This is a genomic window from Mesorhizobium sp. M0227, from assembly GCF_040321855.1.
GTDB lineage: Bacteria > Pseudomonadota > Alphaproteobacteria > Rhizobiales > Rhizobiaceae > Mesorhizobium.
Window position 1 is genome coordinate 227,506 of record NZ_JAMYSJ010000001.1, and the last position, 23,504, is coordinate 251,009.

19 protein-coding genes are annotated in these 23,504 nt (G+C 63.0%); 17 read left to right on the top strand and 2 right to left on the bottom strand.

What is annotated here, in order from left to right:
* Positions 1-32: 32 nt before the first annotated feature.
* Positions 33-1,466 (bottom strand): amidase, encoded by a 1,434-nt coding sequence (locus tag NKJ00_RS00990; protein ID WP_352628407.1) that lies wholly within the window; start codon positions 1,464-1,466, stop codon positions 33-35.
* A gap of 131 nt (positions 1,467-1,597) precedes the next feature.
* Between NKJ00_RS00990 and NKJ00_RS00995 the strand changes: the two genes are divergently transcribed.
* From NKJ00_RS00995 to NKJ00_RS01075, 17 genes are all read left to right on the top strand, one after another.
* Entirely contained in the window at positions 1,598-2,566 is a 969-nt protein-coding gene (locus tag NKJ00_RS00995) for a LysR family transcriptional regulator (RefSeq protein WP_352628410.1), read from the top strand.
* 290 nt (positions 2,567-2,856) lie between these two features.
* Positions 2,857-3,834 carry a cytochrome c oxidase subunit II gene (coxB, locus tag NKJ00_RS01000; protein WP_352628412.1) on the top strand — a complete coding sequence of 326 codons (978 nt, stop codon included), beginning with the start codon at positions 2,857-2,859 and terminating at the stop codon, positions 3,832-3,834.
* A 33-nt stretch (positions 3,835-3,867) separates the two neighbouring features.
* Positions 3,868-6,360: a cytochrome c oxidase subunit I gene (gene ctaD, locus NKJ00_RS01005; RefSeq protein ID WP_352628414.1), complete on the top strand. Its 2,493-nt coding sequence runs from the start codon at positions 3,868-3,870 to the stop codon at positions 6,358-6,360.
* A gap of 7 nt (positions 6,361-6,367) precedes the next feature.
* Positions 6,368-6,742: a hypothetical protein gene (locus NKJ00_RS01010; RefSeq protein ID WP_127294296.1), complete on the top strand. Its 375-nt coding sequence runs from the start codon at positions 6,368-6,370 to the stop codon at positions 6,740-6,742.
* On the top strand, positions 6,739-7,359 hold the full coding sequence (locus NKJ00_RS01015; RefSeq protein WP_352628416.1) for a cytochrome c oxidase assembly protein: 621 nt from the start codon (positions 6,739-6,741) through the stop codon (positions 7,357-7,359). Before NKJ00_RS01010 ends, NKJ00_RS01015 begins: the two co-directional genes overlap by 4 nt.
* A gap of 20 nt (positions 7,360-7,379) precedes the next feature.
* Complete coding sequence (locus NKJ00_RS01020) at positions 7,380-8,441, top strand: c-type cytochrome (RefSeq protein ID WP_352628418.1); 1,062 nt, start codon at positions 7,380-7,382, stop codon at positions 8,439-8,441.
* A gap of 37 nt (positions 8,442-8,478) precedes the next feature.
* Positions 8,479-9,813, top strand: coding sequence for a PQQ-dependent sugar dehydrogenase (locus NKJ00_RS01025; protein ID WP_352628420.1), 1,335 nt, complete (start codon positions 8,479-8,481; stop codon positions 9,811-9,813).
* A 38-nt stretch (positions 9,814-9,851) separates the two neighbouring features.
* Entirely contained in the window at positions 9,852-10,097 is a 246-nt protein-coding gene (locus tag NKJ00_RS01030; RefSeq protein WP_352628422.1) for a hypothetical protein, read from the top strand.
* A 234-nt stretch (positions 10,098-10,331) separates the two neighbouring features.
* Positions 10,332-11,312, top strand: coding sequence for an AraC-like ligand-binding domain-containing protein (locus NKJ00_RS01035; RefSeq protein WP_023808993.1), 981 nt, complete (start codon positions 10,332-10,334; stop codon positions 11,310-11,312).
* A gap of 104 nt (positions 11,313-11,416) precedes the next feature.
* A complete protein-coding gene (locus tag NKJ00_RS01040; protein WP_352610064.1) occupies positions 11,417-13,444 on the top strand; it encodes a hydantoinase/oxoprolinase family protein in 2,028 nt (675 codons plus the stop codon).
* Between the two features lie 3 nt (positions 13,445-13,447).
* On the top strand, positions 13,448-15,415 hold the full coding sequence (locus NKJ00_RS01045) for a hydantoinase B/oxoprolinase family protein (RefSeq protein ID WP_352628424.1): 1,968 nt from the start codon (positions 13,448-13,450) through the stop codon (positions 15,413-15,415).
* Positions 15,416-15,551: 136 nt separating this feature from the next.
* Positions 15,552-16,403: an FAD binding domain-containing protein gene (locus NKJ00_RS01050; protein ID WP_352628426.1), complete on the top strand. Its 852-nt coding sequence runs from the start codon at positions 15,552-15,554 to the stop codon at positions 16,401-16,403.
* Positions 16,400-16,897 (top strand): (2Fe-2S)-binding protein, encoded by a 498-nt coding sequence (locus NKJ00_RS01055; RefSeq protein ID WP_023808989.1) that lies wholly within the window; start codon positions 16,400-16,402, stop codon positions 16,895-16,897. The genes NKJ00_RS01050 and NKJ00_RS01055 overlap by 4 nt, the downstream gene beginning before the upstream one ends.
* On the top strand, positions 16,890-19,238 hold the full coding sequence (locus tag NKJ00_RS01060; protein WP_352628428.1) for a xanthine dehydrogenase family protein molybdopterin-binding subunit: 2,349 nt from the start codon (positions 16,890-16,892) through the stop codon (positions 19,236-19,238). The genes NKJ00_RS01055 and NKJ00_RS01060 overlap by 8 nt, the downstream gene beginning before the upstream one ends.
* 12 nt (positions 19,239-19,250) lie before the next feature.
* Positions 19,251-19,982, top strand: coding sequence for a LamB/YcsF family protein (locus NKJ00_RS01065; RefSeq protein WP_352628430.1), 732 nt, complete (start codon positions 19,251-19,253; stop codon positions 19,980-19,982).
* A gap of 94 nt (positions 19,983-20,076) precedes the next feature.
* Entirely contained in the window at positions 20,077-21,459 is a 1,383-nt protein-coding gene (locus tag NKJ00_RS01070; RefSeq protein WP_352628432.1) for an aspartate aminotransferase family protein, read from the top strand.
* Positions 21,456-22,124: a nuclear transport factor 2 family protein gene (locus NKJ00_RS01075; protein WP_023808985.1), complete on the top strand. Its 669-nt coding sequence runs from the start codon at positions 21,456-21,458 to the stop codon at positions 22,122-22,124. Before NKJ00_RS01070 ends, NKJ00_RS01075 begins: the two co-directional genes overlap by 4 nt.
* Positions 22,125-22,281: 157 nt before the next feature.
* Here NKJ00_RS01075 and NKJ00_RS01080 read toward each other — a convergent pair whose 3' ends face one another.
* Positions 22,282-23,475: an ABC transporter substrate-binding protein gene (locus NKJ00_RS01080; RefSeq protein ID WP_352628434.1), complete on the bottom strand. Its 1,194-nt coding sequence runs from the start codon at positions 23,473-23,475 to the stop codon at positions 22,282-22,284.
* Between the last annotated feature and the right edge of the window lie 29 nt (positions 23,476-23,504).

Sequence of the window (23,504 nt, forward strand, 5' to 3'; positions counted from 1 at the left end):
TTGGTTAGAGTCTTTTCTTCATGCGAAATCTTTCACACCAGATCTTTCTGGCGAAACGCGTGGGTCATGGGCACGAAAGCGGCTTCCAGGTCGGCTGCCGCCGAAAGCACGCGGGCATCGTCGCCGCGCGCGCCGATGATCTGGAAGCCGACGGGCAGGCCCGCCTCGGTCATGCCGCAAGGAATGACGCAGGCCGGTTGCTGGCTGAGATTGATCGGGTAGCTGAACGCCGCCCATTCGATCCATCGCGAGAGGCCGCTGCCCAGAGGCACTTCAAGGCCAACGTCGAAGGCTGGAATCGATGCCCCCGGCGAAACGATGAAATCATAGTCGTCTAGCAGCCGGTCCATGGCGGCGCCGAATTCGGCGCGCTCCAACTGTGCGGCGACGAGCGTATGGACGTCGAACGCCGCCCCAGCCTGCGCGATCTCCAGGAAGCCCGGATCGATGCCCGCCCGTTCGCTCGGCGGAACCAGCGCCAGCCGCGCCGCGGCGCCGGTGAACCAATGATGCTGGAACAAATCGAGGAGATCGCCACCGGGAAGGTCAATCGGCTCGACCGTCGCGCCGAAGGCGTCGAAACACGTCAAGGCGTGGGAGACGACGGCGGCGATCCCGGAATCCAGCGCTCCTGAAGGCGGCTTCGACCAGTAGCCGATCCGGGCGCCCCGCAAAACTTCTTCGATCCGGCCAAGCGGCGCCAGCGTTCCCACGCCTTGCTGCCAGTCGCTGATATCGCGGCCGGACATGGCGCCGGCCATGACGGAAAGATCGAGTGCTGTCCGCGCCATCGGTCCGATATGGGCGACGGTTCCGAACGCGCTGGACGGATAGGCGGGCACGCGGCCGAAGGTCGGCTTCAATCCGGCGATGCCGGTGAACGAGGCCGGAATGCGGATCGAGCCCCCGCCATCGGTACCGAGATGGAAGACGCCGGCGCCGGTGGCGGCGGCCACCGCCGCTCCGCCGGAGGAACCGCCGGGGGTCTTTTGCGCATTCCAGGGATTGCGCGTGATGCCGCAGAGGCCGCTGTCGGTAATCGCCTTCCAGCCGAATTCGGGCGTCGTCGTCTGTCCGATGAAGACGGCGCCGGCTCTGCGCAGCAGGGCAACGGCGGGGGCATCCTTGTCATAGGCGGCGGAAGTCGTCGTCCTGCTGCCGTAACGCACGCTCCAGCCCTCGACCCAGACGATGTCCTTCAGCGTCGTCGGTATGCCGTCGGCCGCCGACAGCGGCTCGCCTGCCCGCCATCGTTTCTCGGAAGCACCTGCGGCCTCGATCGCACCCTTGCGGTCGATCATGGTGAAGGCGTTGAAAAGCGGATTGATCGCTTCGGCGCGATCCAGCGCCGCCAGCGTCACCTCGACGGGCGACAGCGATTCAGCGCGGTAGGCGGCGCTAAGCTCCGCAGCAGCCAGGCGGCATAGATCATCGGCGTCGGCAATGGGAGACAGCCCATTCGGCATGCAGTTCGAACCCCTCACTTCATGGCCGCTCTTGCGGCAGCCTTGTCAGCCCGGGCAATCTGGCGGGTTTTTTCATCACCATAAAATGTATTGTTGTGGGGAACATTCGCTATTTAATGTAACAAAGAGCCATGAATCTGACCATTCGGCAGTTGCGCTATGTCTGCGAAGTCGCCCGCCTTGGCAGCGTGCTGGCGGCCTCCAGATCGCTCTACATCTCGCAATCCTCCATCCTCGGGGCGATCACTCTGGCCGAGGCCGGGATGGGGGCGCGCATTTTCGACAGGCGGCCGGCGCGCGGCGTCTCCATCACGCCGGCCGGCCAACGCTTCGTCGCCGCCGCCCGCATCATGCTGGCGGCGGAAACGGAGTTCAACCGGTCGATCGGAGACCTCAACGGGCGCGTGCCGAAGGTCCTGCGCATCGGCTGCTTCGAGCCGTTCGGCGCGCTGTTCATGCCGGAGATGCTGCGCAGCTATCTCGACAGCGTCGGCGATGTCGAGATCGACCTTGTCGAGGCCGACCAGGTCCAGTTGCAGGAACGGCTTGTCGCCGGCCAGATCGATCTGGCCATTCTCTACGATATCGGTCCAATCGGTATCGACAGCGTCACCCGCATCTGCAAGGTACCGGCGCATGCCGTGCTCAATGCAGACGATCCCCTTGCCGCGCGCGACGGCATCTGGCTGGCGGAACTGGCGGCACGTCCGCTGGTGCTGCTCGACCTGCCGCACACGGCGACCTATCTCCTGACCCTGTTCGACGTGCTGGCGAAACGGCCGGAGGTGCGCTTTCGCACGCGCTCTTACGAAACGGTGCGCTCGGCCGTCGCCTCCGGCTTCGGCATGGCCGTCCTCAACATGCGGCCGATCGGCCGCGCCACCGCCGATGGCGAGGGGATCGTTCGAAGACCAATCCTCGATGAACTGCCGCCACCGACGCTGATCGTCGCCGACATGTACGGTTCGGCAAAGCCACTCTTCGTGCGTGTCTTCATCGACATGTTCCATCGCTTTTTCAGCGCGGTGGGCCCTTCGGGCTTTTCGGTGACGACGCCGGAGCGCGAACCTTTTCTACTGGTCGCCAGGGAGGATGGCTGAGCCGCCCCCTTGGCGTTGCGGACATTTACAGGACTGGCGTTGCAACCGCGCCGGAGGCGCGGGTTCCGGATCGAGATGTTCGAGATCGACGGCCGGCTCGGCGAAGCCTACCGGCGCGACAAATGACGAAGCCGGCGCATAGATTGCATGAGCACTGGCCGTTGCCGCTAAACTGAAGTTTTGGCGCAACCACTCGGTTGCGGGCGCGTTTGTGAGCAAGGGCATCGATTGGAGGGATAGATTCGTCAACAGTTCCAAGCAAAAGCGCCCGAATTACGAAACTCGCTGCGGTGCGCTGGCTCGCGCTGTGGTTATGCTTGGGAACCTGTTCCAGCTGCTCGGGAGCCCAGTCGGCGCTTGATCCGGCTGGAGAGGAAGCGCGCCAGATCGCTGACCTTTTCTGGCTCATGGCCATTGCTGGCGGTTTTATCTGGCTGACGGTCATCGGTCTTCTGGTCCACGCGACGCGTCATGAGCGCACTCCCATAGACGAGCGTATTGCAAGCCGGCTAATTTTCTGGGGCGGGGCAGCCATTCCTTCGCTACTCCTCTTTCTCTTGCTAGGCTATGCGCTTTGGTTGATGCCTGGACTGAGACCTTTCGCACGAGCCGGCGAAGCCAATGGTCTCAGGATCGAAGTGACCGGTGAGCAATTCTGGTGGCGGGTCGCCTACCACCCGGCTGACGGCGGAGTTCCTATTCTTTCCGCCAACGAGATCAGGCTGCCGGTTGGCGAGCGCGTCGAGTTCTTGCTGAAAAGCACCGACGTCATCCATTCCTTCTGGATTCCCGCGCTCGGTGGCAAGATGGACATGATCCCGGGTCGCGTGAATCGGCTCTCGTTGCTGGCTACCAAACCTGGCACCTACCGCGGCCCTTGCGCGGAATATTGCGGGACCTCGCACGCGCTGATGACCTTCACGGCCGTCGCCATGCAGCCCGCTGCCTTCCGGGAATGGCTGGCTGTGCGGGCGAACCCTTCGCCCGGCGCATCCTTGCCCGGACGCGACATATTCCTTCGCAACGGCTGCGACGCGTGCCACCGCGTTGCGGGCACACAAGCTGAGGGTGGTGTCGGCCCGGATCTCTCGCATATGGGTTCGCGGGGAACGATTGGTGCCGGCGTTTTGCCCACCGACGATGAGGCCGTTCGTAGCTTCATCGCCCATCCGCATTTGATCAAGCCGGGTTCGAAGATGCCCGACTTCAACATGTTGCCCCAACAGGACATCGCCGAAATCGCCTCCTGGCTGAAGGGGCTCGAATGACAACCCTCAAAGCCCGCATCAAAGCGAAACGCCTTGCCCTCCGCAGAGAAGATCGAGGAAGAACAGCTGCGCCTCGTCTGGAAGACGCCGATCGGCTGGCGTTACTGGACTTCGGTCAACAATACGCAGGTTGGCCTCTGGTACGGGGGTGCGGCCTTTGCCTTCATGCTGTTTGGCGGCGTGCTGGCGCTTCTTGTGCGCACGCAACTCGCGGTTCCGGGAAACAATTTCCTCTCTGCCGACTTCTATAACCAGGCCTTCACGCTGCACGGCACCGTGATGATGTTCCTGTTTGCCGTGCCCATCTTCGAGGCCGTCGCCATCTTTCTGCTGCCGCCAATGCTCGGTGCGCGTGAACTGCCATTTCCCCGTCTCGGCGCCTTCGGCTTCTGGAGCTTTCTGATCGGCGGTGTCTTCGTTTGCGGTTCGATCTTCTTCGACGCCGCTCCCTCTTCAGGCTGGTTCATGTATCCGCCTCTTGCCACTGACAAGGCATATTCCGGCATTGGTGCCGACATCTGGCTGCTGGGCCTCTCCTTTATCGAAGTCGCCTCCATTGCTGCGGCGGTCGAACTGATCGTCGGCATCATGAAGTGCCGCGCGCCGGGCATGCGCATCAACCTAATGCCACTGTTCGCCTGGTACCTGCTGATCGTCGCGGGCATGATCCTATTCGCTTTTCCGCCGCTGATCGCCGGCGACATCTTGTTTGAGATGCAGCGCATGTTCGACTGGCCGTTCTTCGACCCGACGCGGGGCGGCGACCCACTGCTGTGGCAGCACCTGTTCTGGATCTTCGGGCACCCCGAGGTCTACATCATCTTCTTGCCCGCCATCGCGCTGATAGCGATGATCGTGCCAACCTTTTCGCAACGTCCGATCGTCGGCTATTCCTGGATCGTGCTTGCCGCTGTCGGCACCGGCTTCCTATCGTTCGGCCTCTGGGTCCACCACATGTTCGCGACCGGCCTGCCGCAGATCTCGCTGGCATTCTTCTCGGCCGCCTCGGAAGCGGTCGCGATTCCAACCGGCGTGCAGATCTTCGTCTTCATCGCCACCATGCTGGCCGGACGTGTCATCTTCTCGGTGCCGATGCTGTTCGGCGCCGGCGGGCTCGCTATCTTCGTCATCGGCGGGCTGACCGGCGTGATGGTCGCGCTCGTGCCGTTCGACTGGCAGGCGCACGATACCTATTTTATCGTCGCACATCTGCATTACGTGCTGATCGGTGGAATGCTGTTCCCGCTGGTCGCCGGCGTTTACTATTACTATCCGCTGATCAATGCGCGGATGCTCTCGCCCCGTCTCGGGCGCACCGCCTTCTGGCTGATGTTTGCCGGCTTCAACGTCGCCTTCTTTCCGATGCATCTCAGCGGCCTGCGCGGGATGCCGCGCCGCGTCTTCACCTACCCCGAGGGGATCGGTTGGGACTGGCTGAATCTCATCTCCACGATCGGCGCCTATGTTTTCGCGGCAGGGGTGCTGGTGGTTGTCTTCGATGTTGTACGGCCGAAGCATCGCGAACCCCGCAGCGAGCAGAATCCGTGGAAGGCGGGCACGCTCGAATGGCTGAACGAGCCCGAGGAGAACTGGGGCGTTCGATCCATTCCGATCATCGAGAGCCGGTATCCGCTTTGGGACCAGGCGGATCTGATGCAAAAGGTCAATGAGGGCGCCTATTATCTTCGCAGTGCCAAGGAGAATCGCCGCGAGACGCTCATCACCTCGGTGCTCGACGCCCATCCGCTGCAGTGCCAGCGCGTGGCGACATCAACCACGATCACAATAATCTCGGCCGCATTGCTCGGCGGCGTTTTCGTCGCGCTCACCTTCGAACTCTGGATCCTCGCCCTATTGTCGGGCATCGGCACGCTCTCTGCCATTTTGTGGTGGCTCTGGACCGGCACCGGCGAAACCCCGGAAAAGAAGACCAAGGATGTCGGCCTTGGACTGCGCTTGCCGCTCTATGCCTCCGGTCCGGATTCTGTTGGCTGGTGGGCGATGTTCATTACGATGGTTGGCGACGGAACTGCCTTCGCCAGCCTCATCTTCGGCTATTTCTTCTACTGGACCATCCATCCCGACTTCACTCTGGGGCAGCCGGGTCCCGGTATGCGGTGGCCGATGATCGCGCTGTCTCTCTTCGTCGCCGCATGGGTCGCGATGCTTGGTGCGCGCCGACTGAACGCAAGCGGGTGGATCGACGGCGCACGCGTTGCGCTTGTTGCCGCGTTTCTGCTGACGCTTGCTGCCTCTGCAGCCGGTTTTGCCGGACCCTGGCAGCATGACATGCAGCCGACAGCGCATGTCTATCCGGCGATCGTCTGGATTCTCGTCATCTGGGCGCTTGCTCATGCCGCGGTCGGATCCGTCATGCAGCTCTATTGCCTTGCGCGCAGCCTCGCCGGTCGCCTGACGCGGGAGCACGACATGGAACTGCACAACGTCGCGCTCTACTGGCATTTTATGGCGATCACCGCTGTCATCACCTTCGCCGTCATCGGCCTTTTCCCTGAAGCGATGTGAGACGGTGATGCGCATCATTCCCAAAGAGGTCGAAACGCTCTGGACGCTCTTCACCGCGCCCGTGATCTGGGCCGGACATTTCCTCGCCTGTTACGCACTGGCCGCAATCTGGTGTGCAAAGCGCGGTGACCTCGGTTTCGCTGTCGTCCAGGCTGGCATAGTGGCTATGACGCTGGCGGCACTCGCGATGATCGTCTTGTCCGGGTGGCTCGCCTGGAGGCAGTGGGGCTTCGGCACGAACGATCCGCCGCACGACGATCCCACAGCGACGGACCGCAACCTCTTCCAGGGGTTTGCCACGCTGCTGCTTTGCGGCCTGAGCTTCGTCGCCGTGCTCTACGTGGCGCTGCCGCTGCTCTTCATCGACGGATGCTCTTCATGAGGACGGCAAGCCTGTTGCTGGGCTTCGTCACCCTCGCGCTGGTCTGGGCGGGACCGCTGCTCAATGCGTGGCGTGGCTCGTTCGCGGCCCACATGCTTGCCCACATGGGCGTCGTCGCGATCGCGGCGCCGCTGATCGCAATCGGTATTGCCAGGACGATACGCTCCGTGGCCACCGCCGCTCCCCTTATCGCCTCTCTCGTCGAACTGATTGTCGTCTGGGGCTGGCATGCGCCGGCTGCGCGCCAGTGGGCCGAGACATCGACCATCGCCACCATGATCGAGCAGGTGTCCTTCCTTGGCGCCGGGCTGTTCCTGTGGCTGACGTGCGTGGCGCCGCGCAATTCCGATGCGCCGGCTAGGGACGCTGCCGGCGCCTTCGCGTTGCTCCTGACCTCCATCCACATGACGTTGCTTGGCGCGCTGCTCTCGCTCGCCTCGCGACCGCTCTATGGCCTCGGCGATGTGACGTGCTTCGGCCTCGTGCTCGGGGCGGGACAGGACCAGGCGCTCGGCGGCATCATCATGTTGATGATCGGCGCTGCCGCTTACCTCGCTGGAGGCGTCTTCCTGCTTGCCAGGCTCCTAGGCGGCAAAACCGAGAGGCTGGCCGGCTGATGCACGTCAACTGGAAACACTTGGCGATAGGCCTGGCGATTTTGCCGGCCGCCGTGCTTTTCGCGACCTGGATCGGCTTCTTCAACGTTGGCGCCTCGACCGGCCACTGGAAGGTGACCGAGTGGTTCCTGCACTTCGCCATGCGCTCGGCCGTACGGACATACGCACTCACGGTCAAGGTGCCGGACGAGCTGCCGCGCTACGCTATTCAGCCGGCTGCCGGCCATTTCGCGCGCGGCTGCGCCATCTGCCACGGCGCGCCCGGGGAACCGCGCTCGCCCGCCGTCCTTGCGATGCTGCCGCAGCCGCCGGACCTTGTCGGCAAGGTCGGCGAATGGACGGACGCCGAACTCTTCCGCATCGTCCAGCACGGCGTGCGCTTCACCGGCATGCCGGCCTGGCCGACGCAGCAGCGCGACGATGAAGTCTGGGCGATGGTCGCCTTCCTGCGCGAACTGCCGATGATGGACGAGGCGCGGTGGCGCGACCTTGCTTATGGCAGTAGCGAACCGTCGACTGGCCAAACACAAGGCCTCGAGCGCGCACTCGCCGACTGTACCCGCTGCCACGGCACGGATGGGCTCGGCCGGAGCCCCGCAACGCCCGTCTTGGCCTCTCAGCGCGAAACCTATCTTCTTGAAAGTTTGAGAGCCTACGCTGCCGGCCACCGCCAGAGCGGTGTCATGGGAATTTCTGTCACCGCTGTCGACCCTGCACTCCTCGCCGATCTCGCGCGGCATTTTTCCGCGCTGCCTGCGCCTGCAACGTCGACGCAACCGGACCGTGCCCGGATCGCGCGTGCCGATGAGATCGCGCGACGCGGCATCCCGGAGCGCGACGTTCCGGCATGCCTGGGTTGCCACGGTCGTCCGGACCGCAACCCCATCTATCCGGAACTGTCCGGACAGCCCGCCAAATACATTGCGACCCAGCTCGAGCTTTTCCGCGAGGAAAAGCGCGGCGGCACGCGCTTCGCCCATCTGATGCGCAACGCTGCTAAAAACCTCTCGGACGAAGATATTGCCGCACTGGCCGCCTATTTCGCGCAAATGTCGCGTGCCGCCGCAACCGGAACGCCCTGATGGCGTTACGTCACTGTCCCAATCTCGGGAATATCTGATGCGAAAAATTCTCGGCGTTTTACTCGTCATTGTCGCCTTCGTCGTAATCGCGGGGGCGAGCTTGTTCTTCTTCTCGCGCGAACAGGCCACTCTTCCGATCGAGCAGACCTACGGTCCAAACCCGACGCTCGCCGAACCCAATCCGACCTGGATACCCACGGTCCACGTTGCCGAGGCGACCCCTTGGCCCCAAGGCAAGATGCCGGTCGCCGCCCAAGGCTTCGCCGTCAACGAATTCGCTGGCGGCCTCGACCATCCGCGCTGGCTGCACGTGCTGCCCAATGGCGACGTGCTGGTCGCCGAAAGCAACGCGCCGCCAAAACCTGACGAAGGTTTTTCCATACGTGGCTGGTTCATGAACCTGTTCCAGAGCCGGGCTGGCGCCGAGGTGCGGAGCGCCAACCGTATCTCGCTGTTACGCGACGAGAACGGCGATGGCGTGGCTGAGATCAGGACAGCCCTCCTCAGCAGCCTCTTCTCGCCCTTCGGCATGACGCTGCTCGACGGCAAGCTCTATGTCGCCAATGCCGACGCGGTCGTCACTTTCCCCTATCGCGACGGCACCACCGAGATCACTGCTCCGTCCGAGAAGATCGTCGACCTTCCGGCCGGCCGCAATCACCATTGGACCAAGGACGTCATTGCCAGTCCGGACGGAACGAAGCTCTATGCCACCGTGGGCTCCAACTCCAATGTCGGCGAAAACGGCATGGAGGAGGAAGAAGGCCGCGCCGCCGTGCACGAAATCGACCTCGCGACGCGGCAGACGCGGCTCTTTGCGTCGGGTCTGCGCAACCCGAACGGCCTCTCCTGGAGCCCTGAAAGCGGGGAACTCTGGGCGGTCGTCAACGAGCGTGACGAGATCGGCAGCGACCTCGTTCCCGACTACATGACATCGGTCAGGGATGGCGCCTTCTACGGCTGGCCCCACAGCTATTTCGGCCAACACATCGATGTCAGGGCGCAGCCACCACGTCCGGACCTCGTCGGCAAGGCGATCGTGCCCGACTACGCACTCGGGGCGCACACCGGGTCGCTTGGGCTCACCTTCAACACCGCCGACCTGTTCGGCCCGCACATGAAGAATGGCGCCTTTGTCGGCCAGCATGGTTCATGGAATCGCATGCCGCGAAGCGGCTACAAGGTGATCTTCGTGCCGTTTGCCGACGGCAAGCCGTCGGGGCCGCCACAGGACGTGCTCACCGGATTTCTGAGCAACGATGACAAGGCATTCGGCCGTCCGGTTGGCGTCGCCATCGACCGAACTGGCGCATTGCTGATCGCGGATGATGTGGGCAACAAGATTTGGCGGATTATCCCGGCGGCCGACTAGGCCGGCGCGTTGCTTCGGCGCGTGGAAGGGTTGGGCTCATGGGCCAAAACGACCGAGGAGCCGAGCGGATCGTCACCATTTTTGGCGAAACAGGGTTTCTCGGGGGACGATCGAGATGCCGATGGCGCTCGGTCTGGTTGGCGGCGCCACCAGACGCGTCCGCTGCCCACATCGCGCTCAAGATCCTCGGGGTGAAGGGTGCGCAGGAACTGGCCGGGGCGGCGGTGACCGTCGGCCTGGCACAGAACATGGCGGCGATCCCGGCGCTGGCCAACTTATCCTGAATGAGTGTGCGAGAAGAATGCATGGCTCCAAGTTGGCTTGCGGTTTGCGCGCCCAAGGCTGGTTTGATCAACTGCACACCAGGACCGTGACGATAATTGAAACCGTCGCGAGCTCCGGCCCTTGGGCCAAACGGCCACATAAGTTTATTCGTTTTTGACCAATACGCGCCGGCGGATTCCTGTAATCTTCAGAAAAACACCGGGCTAACCGGGGCCAACCAGAAAGGTCGGGGAATGAAATACGTCGTCGATACGATCGGCGGTCCCACAGGCGGTGATGCCTGGCAAGCCGCTGTTACCGAAGCCTATTTTCCGCTCGACACCGAGTATCGGAACCGTCGTGAATTTTCAGGCACGCTGGAAACCTTCTCGCTTGGGCTCGTCAGCGTGTCTAAAATGCGCTGCGATGCCGTAAGCTATCGCCGCCATCGCCGCCACTTCCTCAACGAACGTGACGCCAGCCTGCTCATCACCATCCCGGAGATGTCGGAGGTGAATTTCTCGCAAGGGTCGAGGACCGTCAATTGCGGTCCGGGGGGCTTCCTCGTTGAGAGGGGAGATGCGCCTTACGAATTCTGGCACGGTAAGCCAAACGCGCTGTGGGTCCTGAAGGTGCCGTCGTCGAGCGTTCGGGCGCGGATCGGGTCTGCCGAACGGCTCAGTGCGCTCAGTTTCGACGCAACCCAAGGCGTCGCCGCGCTCTTCCTTGACACGGTGCGAACCACGATCGGCCATGTCGATGAGATCACTGAAGTCGCTCGTGAGATGATGGGCAGGCACATCCTGGAAATGCTGTGCCTGTCGATCGTGAGCGACGATCGCGTGCTGGACAGCAGCATCTCGTCGATCCGGGCCGGCCATTTGCATCGTGCCGAGCAGTATATTCGCGACAATCTGAAGAATTCCGGCCTCGGCCCGCAGGCGGTGGCCGATGCCTGCGGGATTTCCCTGCGTTACCTGCAGGTTCTTTTTCAGGACAGCAACCAGTCGATCAACGGCTTCATCCGCGACGCCCGGCTTGAGCTTTGCTCCGAGGAACTGATGTCGGTGACCAACATCAGCAGCGTTGCCGAGATTGCTTACCGCTGGGGCTTTGCCGACCAGTCTCAATTCTGCAAGCACTACCGGACGCGGTTCGGTTGCGCACCGACTGATACCCGTCGCGAAGCAGCGAACCGGGCAGGCCGCGCTTCGACCTCAAGAGAGCGGCACTAGACCCGGCGAAATCCGGGCCAATTCCCATAATCTATTGCGACGCCGCCCCGGCAAGGGCGGCGAAAGCCGGGCCTTGCCCGCAAATATCCCGCGAAGGAACTGTCATGAGCAGAATAAGAGTTGCCGTCGATGTCGGAGGGACTTTCACCGACATTTGCATCATGGACGAAGATAGCGGCGCGATCCGCATCGAGAAGACCGCCTCCACGCCTGACGATCCCATGCAGGCGATCATGAATGGCGTGGAGCAGGGCCGCATCGATCTTTCGGAGGTGACGCTGTTCTCTCATGGTACGACGGTCGCCACCAATGCGCTGATCACCCGCCGCCTGCCACGCACCGCAATGGTCTGCACCGAGGGTTTCCGTGATGTTGTCGAGATCCGCCGCGCCAACAAGGAAGACCTCTGGGACACCTACAAGGATGTCGCCAAGCCCTATATCCCGCGCCGCGACCGGCTGACGGTCCGGGAACGGGTCAGTGCCGAGGGCACGATCCTGGAAGCACTGGACGAAGAGGCCGCTCACCGCGTCGCGGAAATTCTCGTCAAACGGCAGGTCAAGTCCATCGCCGTCTGCTTCATGAACTCCTATGTCAACGGCGCCAATGAGCGCCGCATGCGTGAGATTCTGAAGGAGGCCATGCCGGATCTGCCGGTTTCGATCTCCTCGGAGGTGATGCCGGAAATCTTCGAGCACGAGCGTTTTTCCACCACCATGGCCAACGCCGTCTGCGCCCCGGTCGTCGTCGACTACGTGTCGCGTCTCGGAGAAAAGCTTGCCGCGGCCGGATACAAGCGAGATCTCCTGTTGCTGCACAGCGGTGGCGGGGTCATGACACCCGCAAGCGTCAGGGATTTCTCAGCCCGGCTCGCAGGATCGGGCATTGCCGCCGGTGCGATCGCAAGCCGCTTCATCGGAAATCTCTGTGGCTTCCAGAACTCGATCGGCTTCGACATGGGCGGCACCAGCACCGACGTCTCGCTCGCATGGAACGGGGAGTCGCGCATCACAAAAGACTGGTACATCGAATTCGGATATCCGATCCGCTTCCCCTCCATCGAGGTGCTGACCATCGGCGCGGGCGGCGGTTCGTTGGCATGGCAGGACGAGGGCGGCAGCTTGCGCAACGGACCGCAGTCCGCCGGCGCGTTTCCGGGCCCTGCCTGTTACAAGAATGGCAACCGCACCGCCACCAACACCGACGCCAATGTCGTGCTCGGTCGTCTCGGCACCAGCCTTGCGGGCGGCAAGATCACGCTCGACCCCGCTCTGGCCGCCCAGGCGGTGCAGGAGACTGTGGCGACACCCTTCAGCATGGAACTCCACCAAGCGGCCGAGGCGATCATCGCTGTCGCCAACGCCAATATGGGCAATGCCGTCCGGCTTCTCTCCATCAGCCGGGGCTATGACCCACGAGACTTTGCGCTCGTCGCATTCGGCGGTGCAGGCGCTTTGCACGGAGCGGCCGTGGCGAAGGAGCTTTCGATTCCAACCGTGATCGTGCCGCCCAATCCTGGCGTCACCTCCGCGCTCGGTTGCCTTCTCGTCGACGTGCAGCATGATTTCTCCGAAAGCTTCATGGCCGATGCTTCGACGGTCTCGCCCGCCGAGATGCAGACGGCCTTTGTTCTGATGGAAGAACAGGCGGTTGAGCGCCTGACCCATGAGGGCGTGGCGCGCGAAGACATGGCGCTGCAGCGTACGGTCGAGATGATGTACCAGGGCCAGTGGCGCTCACTCGCGGTGTCAGCCCCGGCGCGGATCGAGAGCATCTGCTCGCTGATAGAGGCATTCCACAACGAGCACGAACGCGAGTTCAACTACCGCCGCGAAGAGGCGCCGGTGTCGATCTTCCGCATCGCGGTCAAGGCGATCGGCATCGTACCGAAAGCCGAGATGCCGCGGCATGAAGTCTTGCCGCACAAGCCACAGCCGGTCGGCCGCCGCGGCGTCTGGTTCGACGGCGTATCTCATGATGCGGCTGTCTATGAACGCGACCAACTCAGCGCCGGCGCTGCCTTTGCGGGACCCGCCATCGTCGAACAGTTCGATTCCACCACCGTGGTTCCGCCGGGAATGAGCGCCACCGTCGACGACTTCCTGAACATTCTCATCGTGACGAAAGGCTGAGACATGACAAAGCTGATTGAAACGAGCCCTGGCCTCGATCCGGTAACGTTCGAGGTGCTGAAAAACTCCTTCATCACCACCGTCGACCAGATGGCAGAACAGATGCTTCGCACCTGCTATTCCTTCGTCATCTACAACCGAGACTTTTCGAACGCCCTGCACGACGCCGATGGCAACTCCGTTGCCCAGGGCAACTACGACATCGCGGTCCATGTCGGCACACTGCACAACACATGCAAGGAGGTGATCCGGGTCTTCGAAGGCGATATGGCACCCGGTGACGTCTACGCTATCAACGATCCCTATGCCGGCGGTACGCATTTCAGCGATGTTCGGCTCGTCCGACCGATCTTCGATGAAGACAAACTGATCGGCTTCTCCCAGTCGAACGGACACTGGTCGGATCTCGGCGGCTCGGTGCCGGGTTCCTTCGACGTCACCGCCCGCGACATGTTTCGCGAAGGCCTGCGGATCACGCCGTTGCGCCTTTTCCAGCGCGGCCGCTTCTGCTCCGACGTCGCCAACATGATCGCGGCCAACACGCGCGATCCCGCGTCGATCATTGGCGACATCCATTCCCAGGCGCAGGCGACGCAGGCCGCCGAGCGCGAACTGTTGCGGCTGGTCAAGAAGTACGGACGCGGCCAGGTCATGCGCGGGATGGAGGAGGTTCAGGACTACGTCGAACGTGCCGTGCGAAAGCGTCTCGCGGAGCTGCCCGACGGCACTTGGGAGACGGTCGACTACATCGACCGGGATCTCGGTGCCGGCGAAGGCATGATCCCGATCCGCATCAAGATGACGATCAAGGGCGACACGATCCACTACGACTTTACGGGAAGCCATTCGACCATTGCCTCGATGTACAATTCCGCCCCGGGCGCGACCTTCTCGGCCGTGGTCGCCGGCATGAAAACCTTCTTTCCGGACCTCCCGCTCAACAGCGGATTTTACCGGATGATCGAGGTGACTGCGCCAAAGAACAGCATCGTCAGTGCGGAATGGCCGGTGGCGGTGACCGGGTTCCTGATGCCGTTCGAAAAGATCATGAACGCGATCTTCGAGATGTGGTCGAAGATCATGCCCGAACGCGCTATCGCCTGCGCCTTCAACCTCGAATATCTGCTGGCCGGGGGACGGGACGCGCGCAAACCCGAAAAGCCGATCTTCATGTTCTACGAATGGCTGCCGGGCGGTTGGGGCGGGCGCAACGGCAAGGATGGTGCCGATGTCACCACCGCCTGCTTCGGAACCGGGTTGATGTCGCAACCGAACGAAGGCAACGAACGGGTGAATCCGACTCGGACGGTCGAGTTCCAGATCAAGCAGGATTCAGCCGGGCCTGGCAAATGGCGGGGCGGCGTCGGCGTGCAGAAGACCTCGTTGCTGCTTGAGGCTGAAAATGCCGTCATGTCCTATATTTGCGACCGCGAGCGCGCTGTCGTCTGGGGTGTCGAAGGAGGCCTGCCGTCGATGCCCCACGGCTTGACCATGAAGCGCGCCGGAGAAGAGACCGAGATCTGGCTCGGCTCCGTATTCTCCGATTACTCCGTCCACACAGGCGACCAGTTCGCTCGTCCGACGGCCGGCGGTGGCGGTTTCGGCGATCCACTGCAGCGGGAGCCCCGCAAGGTGATGGAGGACGTGATCGACGACTACGTGTCTCTGGAGCGCGCCAAGACTGACTACGGCGTGGTGATCCGCGAAATCGACCGCGACCTGTGCCAGTACGAAATCGACGGGACGGCAACCGAAGCCTGCCGTGCCGACATCCGGGCGAAACGGAAGGACTGGGCACGCATGGATCCTGAGGAGGTCGCGCGCAAATACCGCTCCGGCGAGATCGACACGCTCGATGCGGTTCGGCACTATGCCGTGATCCTCGACTGGGAGACTGGCGAACTGCTCCCCAAAACCACCGCCCAGTTCCGTGAGAGCTTTGAGAAACGCACGGTCGTTCACTGGGCCTGAGCGCCAAAGAGCACGCCGCAGAGTTATCTGTTTTTTCGATACGATACTCAAACAATTACTATTTCACAGGAGCCTAAAGCTGGAGCAACAATGCTGCAGCGCCGCGAAAGTTGGCTGCTTCCGAGGGGTATGACAGATGGCGACAAGCGTGGAACGATCGTTCACCGCGGCCAGCACGATTGAAGAGGCATTGGCCGCACGCAGGCGAGGTGCGGCTGTGCTTGCCGGCGGCACCTGGATGATGCGTGATCCACGGCGCGGGGTCGAGCTTCCCGAGGCGGTGGTCGCCCTCCACCGAATACCGGCCTTGTCCAAGGTCGAAATCGGCTCGGACCATGTCGTGATCGGCGCAGCCGTTACCCACGCAGTCGTTGGCCGCGCGTTGCACGGGGCAGCGGGCTTCGAAGGTCTGGTTGCCGCGGCGGAGAATGCGGCCAATCCCGGCATCCGAAGGGTCGCCACCGTGGGCGGCAACCTTTGTGCCCTCGACTTTGCTGCCGCCGACCTCGCCCCTGCGCTTCTCGTTTGTGAGGCGACGATGGAGCTGGAGACGTTCGAAGGCCCAAAACTCCTCGGTATTTCGGATTTCCTCAAAGACAGGTATGCGCTGCTGGCCGAAGCGATTGTAACGAAAATTCATCTGCGCCGCGACCTTGTCGCAAGTGCTCATATCCGCCTGCCGCTTCGGAAAGCCGGCGACTATCCGGTCGCCATCGTCTCGCTTGCGGTAGACAAGGACAAACGATGTCGCATCGCCGTCGGCTCGGTGGAGCCGGTAGCGCGGCGCTGGACGGCGCTCGAACAGGCCATGGCGGCGGACTCGGCCTCTGCGTTCGATCCGGAACGCGCCGCCGGGCTTGCGCTGGAGCACAATGATTTTCAGGGCCGCGACGGCAAGGAAGCGGAGGGTTGGTACCGGCGCCAGGTTCTTGCGCCGCTGGTCAAGCGCGGTGTTGCCGCACTTCTCAAGACTGGGGGCCTGGCATGACCGTGACATTCCAGCTGAATGGCGAGGACTGCCGCTTTGATGGCGATCCGATGACGCCGCTCGTCGACATCTTGCGGCAGGAACGATTCCTGACGGGGACCAAAGCCGTGTGCCGCGAAGGCTTTTGCGGCGCGTGCACGGTGCATGTCGACGACGAAGCGGTGCCGTCCTGCCTAAAGCCGGTTGGACTGGTCCAGGGATGCGCGGTGACGACCATCGAGGGATTGAGTTTCGGAAGCCAGGCGCTGCACCCGCTCCAGGCCAATTTCGAGGCGGTCGATGCCGTGCAATGCGGCATGTGTTTTCCAGGAATGGTCATGAGCCTTTCGGCGTTCGTGCGTGACAATCCGCATGCGAGCCGTCCCGAAATCAAGGCCGCGATGGCCGGCAACATCTGCCGCTGCACGGGATATGAGCGGATCGTCGACGCCGTGGCCGACTGCCTTGACCAAGCGCGGAAGGCTGGCCAGTTGGTGGGAGGCATACATGTCTGAGCTGTCCGCCACCGTGATGAATCTTCCCCGCCGCGATGCGCAGGACAAGCTGCGCGGGCGGACGAAATACACCAACGACCGGGTTCGCCCCGACATGTTGCATGCCGTGCTGCTGCGGTCGACCGTTCCCGCGGGGCGTATCCGCAAGCTCGACGTTTCGGCGGCACTTCGCTGCCCTGGCGTGCGCGCGGTGGCGACCGGCGCCGACGCGCCAGGGCTCTACGGCATCGGCATTGCCGACCATCCGCTCCTGGCCATCGACACGATCCGCTATCACGGTGAACCAATCGCCGTCGTCGCCGCCGAGACGGAGAAGCAGGCGCGGGCGGCACTTGCCGCCATCATGCTCGAGGTCGAGCCGCTGGCACCGGTGCTCACCATGGCCGACGCGCTCCAGCCCGGCGCCCGTCTCGTCCACGAGGGCTGGCGCGGCTACGAGGTGATCACCGAGGGCGGTGCACGTGCCGGCAACATCGCATGGGAGGCAAAATCCAGCCGCGGTGACGTCGATGCGGCCTTCGCCCGTCCCGACATACGCATTGTCGAGAGCAGCTTTACCGTCGGCCGGCAGAGCCATGTGCCCTTCGAACCGCGCGTTGCCATCGGCTCCTGGGAGGACGGCCGTGCTCACATACAGACCTCGACGCAGGTGCCTTGGACCGTGCGCAACGTCACCGGAAGGGTCATGCAGCTTCCGCCCGGGCGTGTGCGGGTCACTGTACCCCCTGTCGGCGGCGGGTTCGGCCTGAAATTCGATGCATCCATCGAGCCTATCACTGCACTTCTGGCGCGGATGACCGGGCGCACGGTGGTCCTGGAAAACACCCGGCAGGAAGAGATGGCAACCTGCCTCTGCCGCGAGAATGCGGAAATCCGCATCCGGTCCGCTGTCACTGCCGAAGGATACATCGCCGGGCGCGAGGCGGTCGTGCTGATGGACTGCGGCGCGTATGGAGGCGAACAGGTTTTTCTGACGACGATGACGGCGCACACGCTGGGCGGCAATTACAGGGTTGGCGCAACGCGGCTCGTCAGCCGCGCCGTATACACCAACACACCACCCAACGGTGCTTTCCGGGCTTGCAACGGCGTCTACAACACATTCGCTTTGGAGCGACACACCGACGAAATCTGTGATGCGCTAGGCTTCGACCCGATGGAGTTCCGGAAGAAAAATGTCCTGGGAGATGGTGATCTCGGTGCCACGGGCCAGGTTTTCGAGGCCGACGTGCTGGGTCCGATGCTCGATCGCATGGAGACACTGCGCGCCAGTACCGGTACGTCAGAGGCCGAGGCCGACGGCAGGCTCTATGGTATTGCAACCACGGTCGGCACATGGTTCGTTTTCGTCGGGCCTTCGGCGGCGACGGTGAATTTGAACGCCGACGGCAGTGCAACACTGGTCACGTCGGGTGTGGAGATTGGTTCCGGCACGATGATGCAATCCCTGCCGCAGATCGTGGCCGGGCAACTCGGCCTCGCTCCTGACCAGGTGATCGTGCGCGAAGCTGATACAGATGCCGCCGGTCTCGATGTCGGCGTTGGCGGTGGGCGCACCACCGTGTCCATTGGTGCTGCGAGCATCGCCGCCTGTGCAGAGGTGCGGGAGAAGCTGCTGCGGACCGCCGGCGAGATGCTGCAGACCCGACCGGAAGACTTGGTGCTGCGGGACGGTCGTGTCGAGATCACGGGACGTCCCGGTTCCGGCATGTCGATCCCCGCCGTCGTCCCCCATGCGCAGGCCACCACCGGCCCGATCACAGGAAGCGGAGCCTTTACCGCCAAGAACACTCCGGCAATGTCCGGCTGCGCGATGGGGCATTTCATCGATGCGCTCGACATCCCCGTCTTCGTTGTCCACGAGGCCGAGGTGGCGGTTGACCCGGACACCGGTCATGTCGAGGTGCTGGCCTATCGCGTGGTGCAGGATGTCGGCCGCGCACTCAACCCGCGCGCGGTCATGGGCCAGATACAGGGTGGTGTCGTGCAGGGTCTCGGCTACGCCCTGCATGAGGAGGTGACGATCACCGCCGACGGACGCATCGCGCAGGACGATTTCGAGACCTATCGCCTGCCGCTGGCGCAGGACGTGGTTCCGGTCGCCGCCGACCTCTACGAGGGCGCACCGTCGATGGGGCCTCTAGGCACCAAGGGCGCGGGCGAGGTCCCGATCCTGGCCGTGGGCGCGGCGATCGGCTGCGCTGTGGCACGCGCTATCGGCAAGCCGGTGCGGCAGCTGCCACTGACGCCGCCGCGCGTGCTTCGACTGCTGCACGAGCGCGAACCGCCGCCGGAATTCCCCCACATCGCCCACGGCTGGGCGTCGAACACTCTGGGCTGAGGCAAGCAAACCATGGTCACCCTGAACTGCGACATGGGGGAAAGTTACGGCAACTGGCGTTTCGGCGACGATGCCGGCATCATGCCTCACATCGATTGCGCCAACATCGCGTGCGGCTTCCACGCCTCCGATCCATGGACGATGCTGAAGACCGTGCGGCTCGCGCTTTCGCACGGAAAGCAGGTTGGCGCGCATCCGTCCCTTCCCGATCGCGAGGGGTTCGGCCGGCGCGAGATGAAACTTCAGCCCGAGGAACTGACAGCCGCCTTCCTCTACCAAATCGGTGCGCTGACAGGAATGCTGGCCGCCGAGGGCGGGCAGCTCAGCCATGTCAAGCCGCATGGCATCATCTACGGCATGGCCGCGCACGACGTGGACACTGCCCGGGCGATTGCCGCGGCGGTCAAGCCGTTCGGCGTCCCTCTCTTCGGCATGGCGGGAACCTGTCACGAGACGGCAGCAGTTGAACTTGGCGTTGCCTTCGTGGGCGAGTTCTTTCCCGATCTTGCCTACGCTCCCGGCGGCAGCCTGATCATTCCGCGCGTCCAGTCGGCCATCGACCTGACGCTTGCCGAGCACCGCATGGTGGGGGCGCTTACCCGACACGAACTCGTCACGACAGACGGTACGATCCGCCCGGTCGACTTCGACACCGTCTGCATCCACTCCGATCCTCCGAATGCGCGCGACGTCGCCGCGCTGATGCGGCGGATCATCGACACCCATTCCAACAGCCTGCCATGATTCATTTCCCGAATCGTGAAAGCTCCACGCATGGGATCGAGGACTATCTCGCACTCACCTCCCGAACCATTTCCCCAAGCCGCTGAGGACTTCCATGGATGCGCTTTCCAACTCTCTCGCCGCCGCCGACATCGCCACCTCCATGCACCCCTACACAAACCTGCGTCAGCACGAGGAAACCGGGCCGCTGATCATCAGCCGCGGCGACGGCATCCGTGTGTATGACGAACGCGGCAAGGAATACATCGAAGGGCTCGCCGGGCTGTGGTCGGTGGGCGTCGGCTTTTCGGAAAAGCGGTTGGCCGACGCTGCCTACCAGCAAATGCTGAAGCTGCCCTACTACCACACCTTCTCCTCCAAGGCGCATGAGCCATCCATCCGGCTCGCTGAGAAACTCGTGGAGATGACACCGGAAAACCTGACGCGTGTCTTCTTCACGTCGTCGGGCTCGGAAGCCAACGACACCATCGTCAAGATGATGTGGTTCATGAACAACGCGCTGGGCCGGCCAAAAAAGAAGAAATTCCTGGCACGGACCAAGGGCTATCACGGCATCACCGTCGCCTCCGGCAGCCTGACGGGCCTGCCGGTCAACCATCGCGACTTCGATCTGCCGGCGATTCCCGTTCGCCATTTGACCTGCCCGCACTTCTATCGCTTCGGCATGGAAGGCGAAGACGAAGCCGCCTTCACGGCGCGTCTGCTCGCCGAGCTAGAAGCGGCGATCGCGGAAGAAGGGGCTGACACCATTGCAGCCTTTATAGGAGAGCCGCTCATGGCAGCCGGCGGCGTTCTGCCGCCGCCGGTCGGGTACTGGGAAGGCGTGGAGAAAATCTGCCGGGCAAATGATATCATCCTGATAGCAGACGAGGTGATCTGTGGTTTCGGGCGGCTTGGTACGCCTTTCGGCGCTCAGAAATACGGCTTCACGCCTGATATCATGACGGTCTCCAAGCAAATCACGTCGTCTTACATGCCGCTTGCCGCCGTCATTTTCTCCGATGCGATCTATCAGGCGATCGCCGACAACACCGCAACGATCGGCAATTTCGGCCACGGCTTCACGGCGTCGGGTCATCCGGTCGCGACGGCGGTGGGTCTCGAAAACCTCGCCATCTTCGAGGAGCGGGACTTGATCGGAAACGCGGCCCGTCTCGAGACGTCGTTCCAGGCCGGCATCCGCTCATTCGCCGATCACCCGCTTGTCGGCGAAGCGCGGGGCACCGGTCTTATCGGCGCCGTTGAGCTGGTGGCAGACAAGGCGACGAAACGCCCTTTCGCCAAGGTTGGGCGCGCAGGGAGTATCGCAGCAGGGATCGGCCACGAGGAAGGCCTCATCTTCCGCGCCATCGGCGACCAGCTCGCGCTCTGTCCGCCGATGATCTCGACAGAAGACGATGTGAAGGAAATCATGGCGCGCATGGGCCGGACGCTTGAGCGCCTGACCGGTGCGGTTGCCAAGGAGGGGCTTGAATGACCCGCATGAAAGCCGAACCGGTCGTCCATATCGACGACGAACGCTTTCGGGTCACCGAATGGCGCTTTGCCACCGGGGCCGAGACCGGCTGGCACATCCATGGCCATGACTACGTCATCGTGCCGCTTACGGACGGCAAGCTCGGTCTCGAAGGCCCCGACGGCGCGCAGTCGCAAGCCGCTCTCACTCAAGGGGTGCCCTACTCGCGGCGGACGGGTGTGGCCCACAATGTCATCAATGCCGGCGATGCGCCGCTCGCCTTTCTCGAGGTCGAGGTCGTTGAGGCTGGCGATCTCGCAGCCAGGCGGCTCGCCGTGCTCGACCGGTTCCTCGCGGCCTGGAACGCTCGCGACGTGGGCGCGCTGATGGACTGCATGGTTGAGAATTGCGCTTTCCACGGCTCGGCCGGCCCCGATGCCGAAGGGCGCAAGCATGTGGGGCGTGACGCAGTGCGCGTCGCCTATGCAGCGCTGTTCGATGCCTTCCCGAAAGCCGCGTGGATCAGGGGACGGCACATCGTGACGGGCGACACCGGGCTTTCATCATGGCGCTTCGTCGGCACCACGGCAGCGGGGCAGCAAATCGAAGTCGACGGCTGCGATATCTTCGCTTTCTCGGGGGAGCTCATAGCGCTCAAGGATTCCTACCGCAAAGCGCGAGGGTAGCGAAAATCTGGATTCATCGGGCGACAAGGGCGGTCCAAACGGGCCGCCCTCGTTTTTTGCTCAAAGGCAATATCCTCAAAAGACGAAAGGCCCGGTCATCCCAAAGGAACAGGGCCTTCCGCATATGAAGGGCCGGGCTTACCCGGCCCATCTTCTCCTACTTGAGCAAGGCTTCCATCGGTACCGGCTCGGAAATCGTCCAGTTGCCTACAACACCCGGCTTGCCGGCCTTGGTCTCGACGATCAGGTACCGCGTCTGGTTCTGGTGATGCAGTTCCGGCGTGAAGGTACGAGGCCCGAACAGTGTCGGCTCATTCTTCATCTTTTCCAGTTCCGCGACGACCGCGTCGGCATCGGCCGTGCCTGCACGCTCCACCGCCTTGGCCCAGACGTCGACCATGACGTAACCCGGAAAGACATACTGGCTCGAGGGATCGGCGCCTGTCTTCTGCTTGTAGGTGGCATTGAACTTCAGCACGGCCGGATTGGGATCGTCGCCATAGATCGATCCCTGAACGGGGACGTAGAAGTTCGTCAGATCGGGCACAGCCGAGAGCCAATAGCTACCGTCGACGCCCGATCCATTCAGGATCATGGAATTGATACCCGCGGCGCGAAGCTGCTTGATGGCCGAGACGGCGCCCGGCATCATCGTGCAAAGCATGATCGCATCCGGCTCCTTCGGCAGAGACTTGATGCGGGTGATCTGCGCGGCGATGGAGGCATCCTCGTTCTTGAAGGTGTCTTCACCGACAAGCTTCGCGCCCTGGGCTTCGAGCTTCGGCATCATCCAGTCGAAGCCGTCGCAGATGCCCTTGTTGTAGGCCGTCCAGGTATCGAGCAGACGGTAGAAGTCCTTTGCGCCCTTTTTCTTGAATGCCCACTCGGCCATGGTCGCTCCCTGCACGGCCGCCAGCACCGACGCGGAGAAGCTGTGCGGGCCGACACCCTGGATGCCGGCCTTGACCGATTCCGCGCACAGGAAGAAGGAGATACGGCCTGCGTCCTCGGCCGCGAGCGCAGCCGGCGATCCGAAGTCGTAGTCGCAGGACACGACCACGAGATCCGCACCCTGGTCGAGCACGGAGAGGCCAGCCTTGGCGCCTTCGGCCCGGTCGGACTTGGTGTCGGCCTTGACGACCTTGATCTGCTTTCCAAGCAGACCGCCAGCCGCATTGATCTCGTCGATGCGGATCAAAGCCGCCTCCTGGGCAGGCTTGTCATAGGCTTCCATGAAGCCCGACTCCGCAGTGGCGAAGCCGATGACGATAGTCTTGTCATCGGCCAGGGCCGGGTATGCGATGGACATCGAGGCCAGAGCGGTTGCGACAATTCTCATTTTGTATGCCATGCACGTCTCCTTTTTTGTTTTCCGGTCGG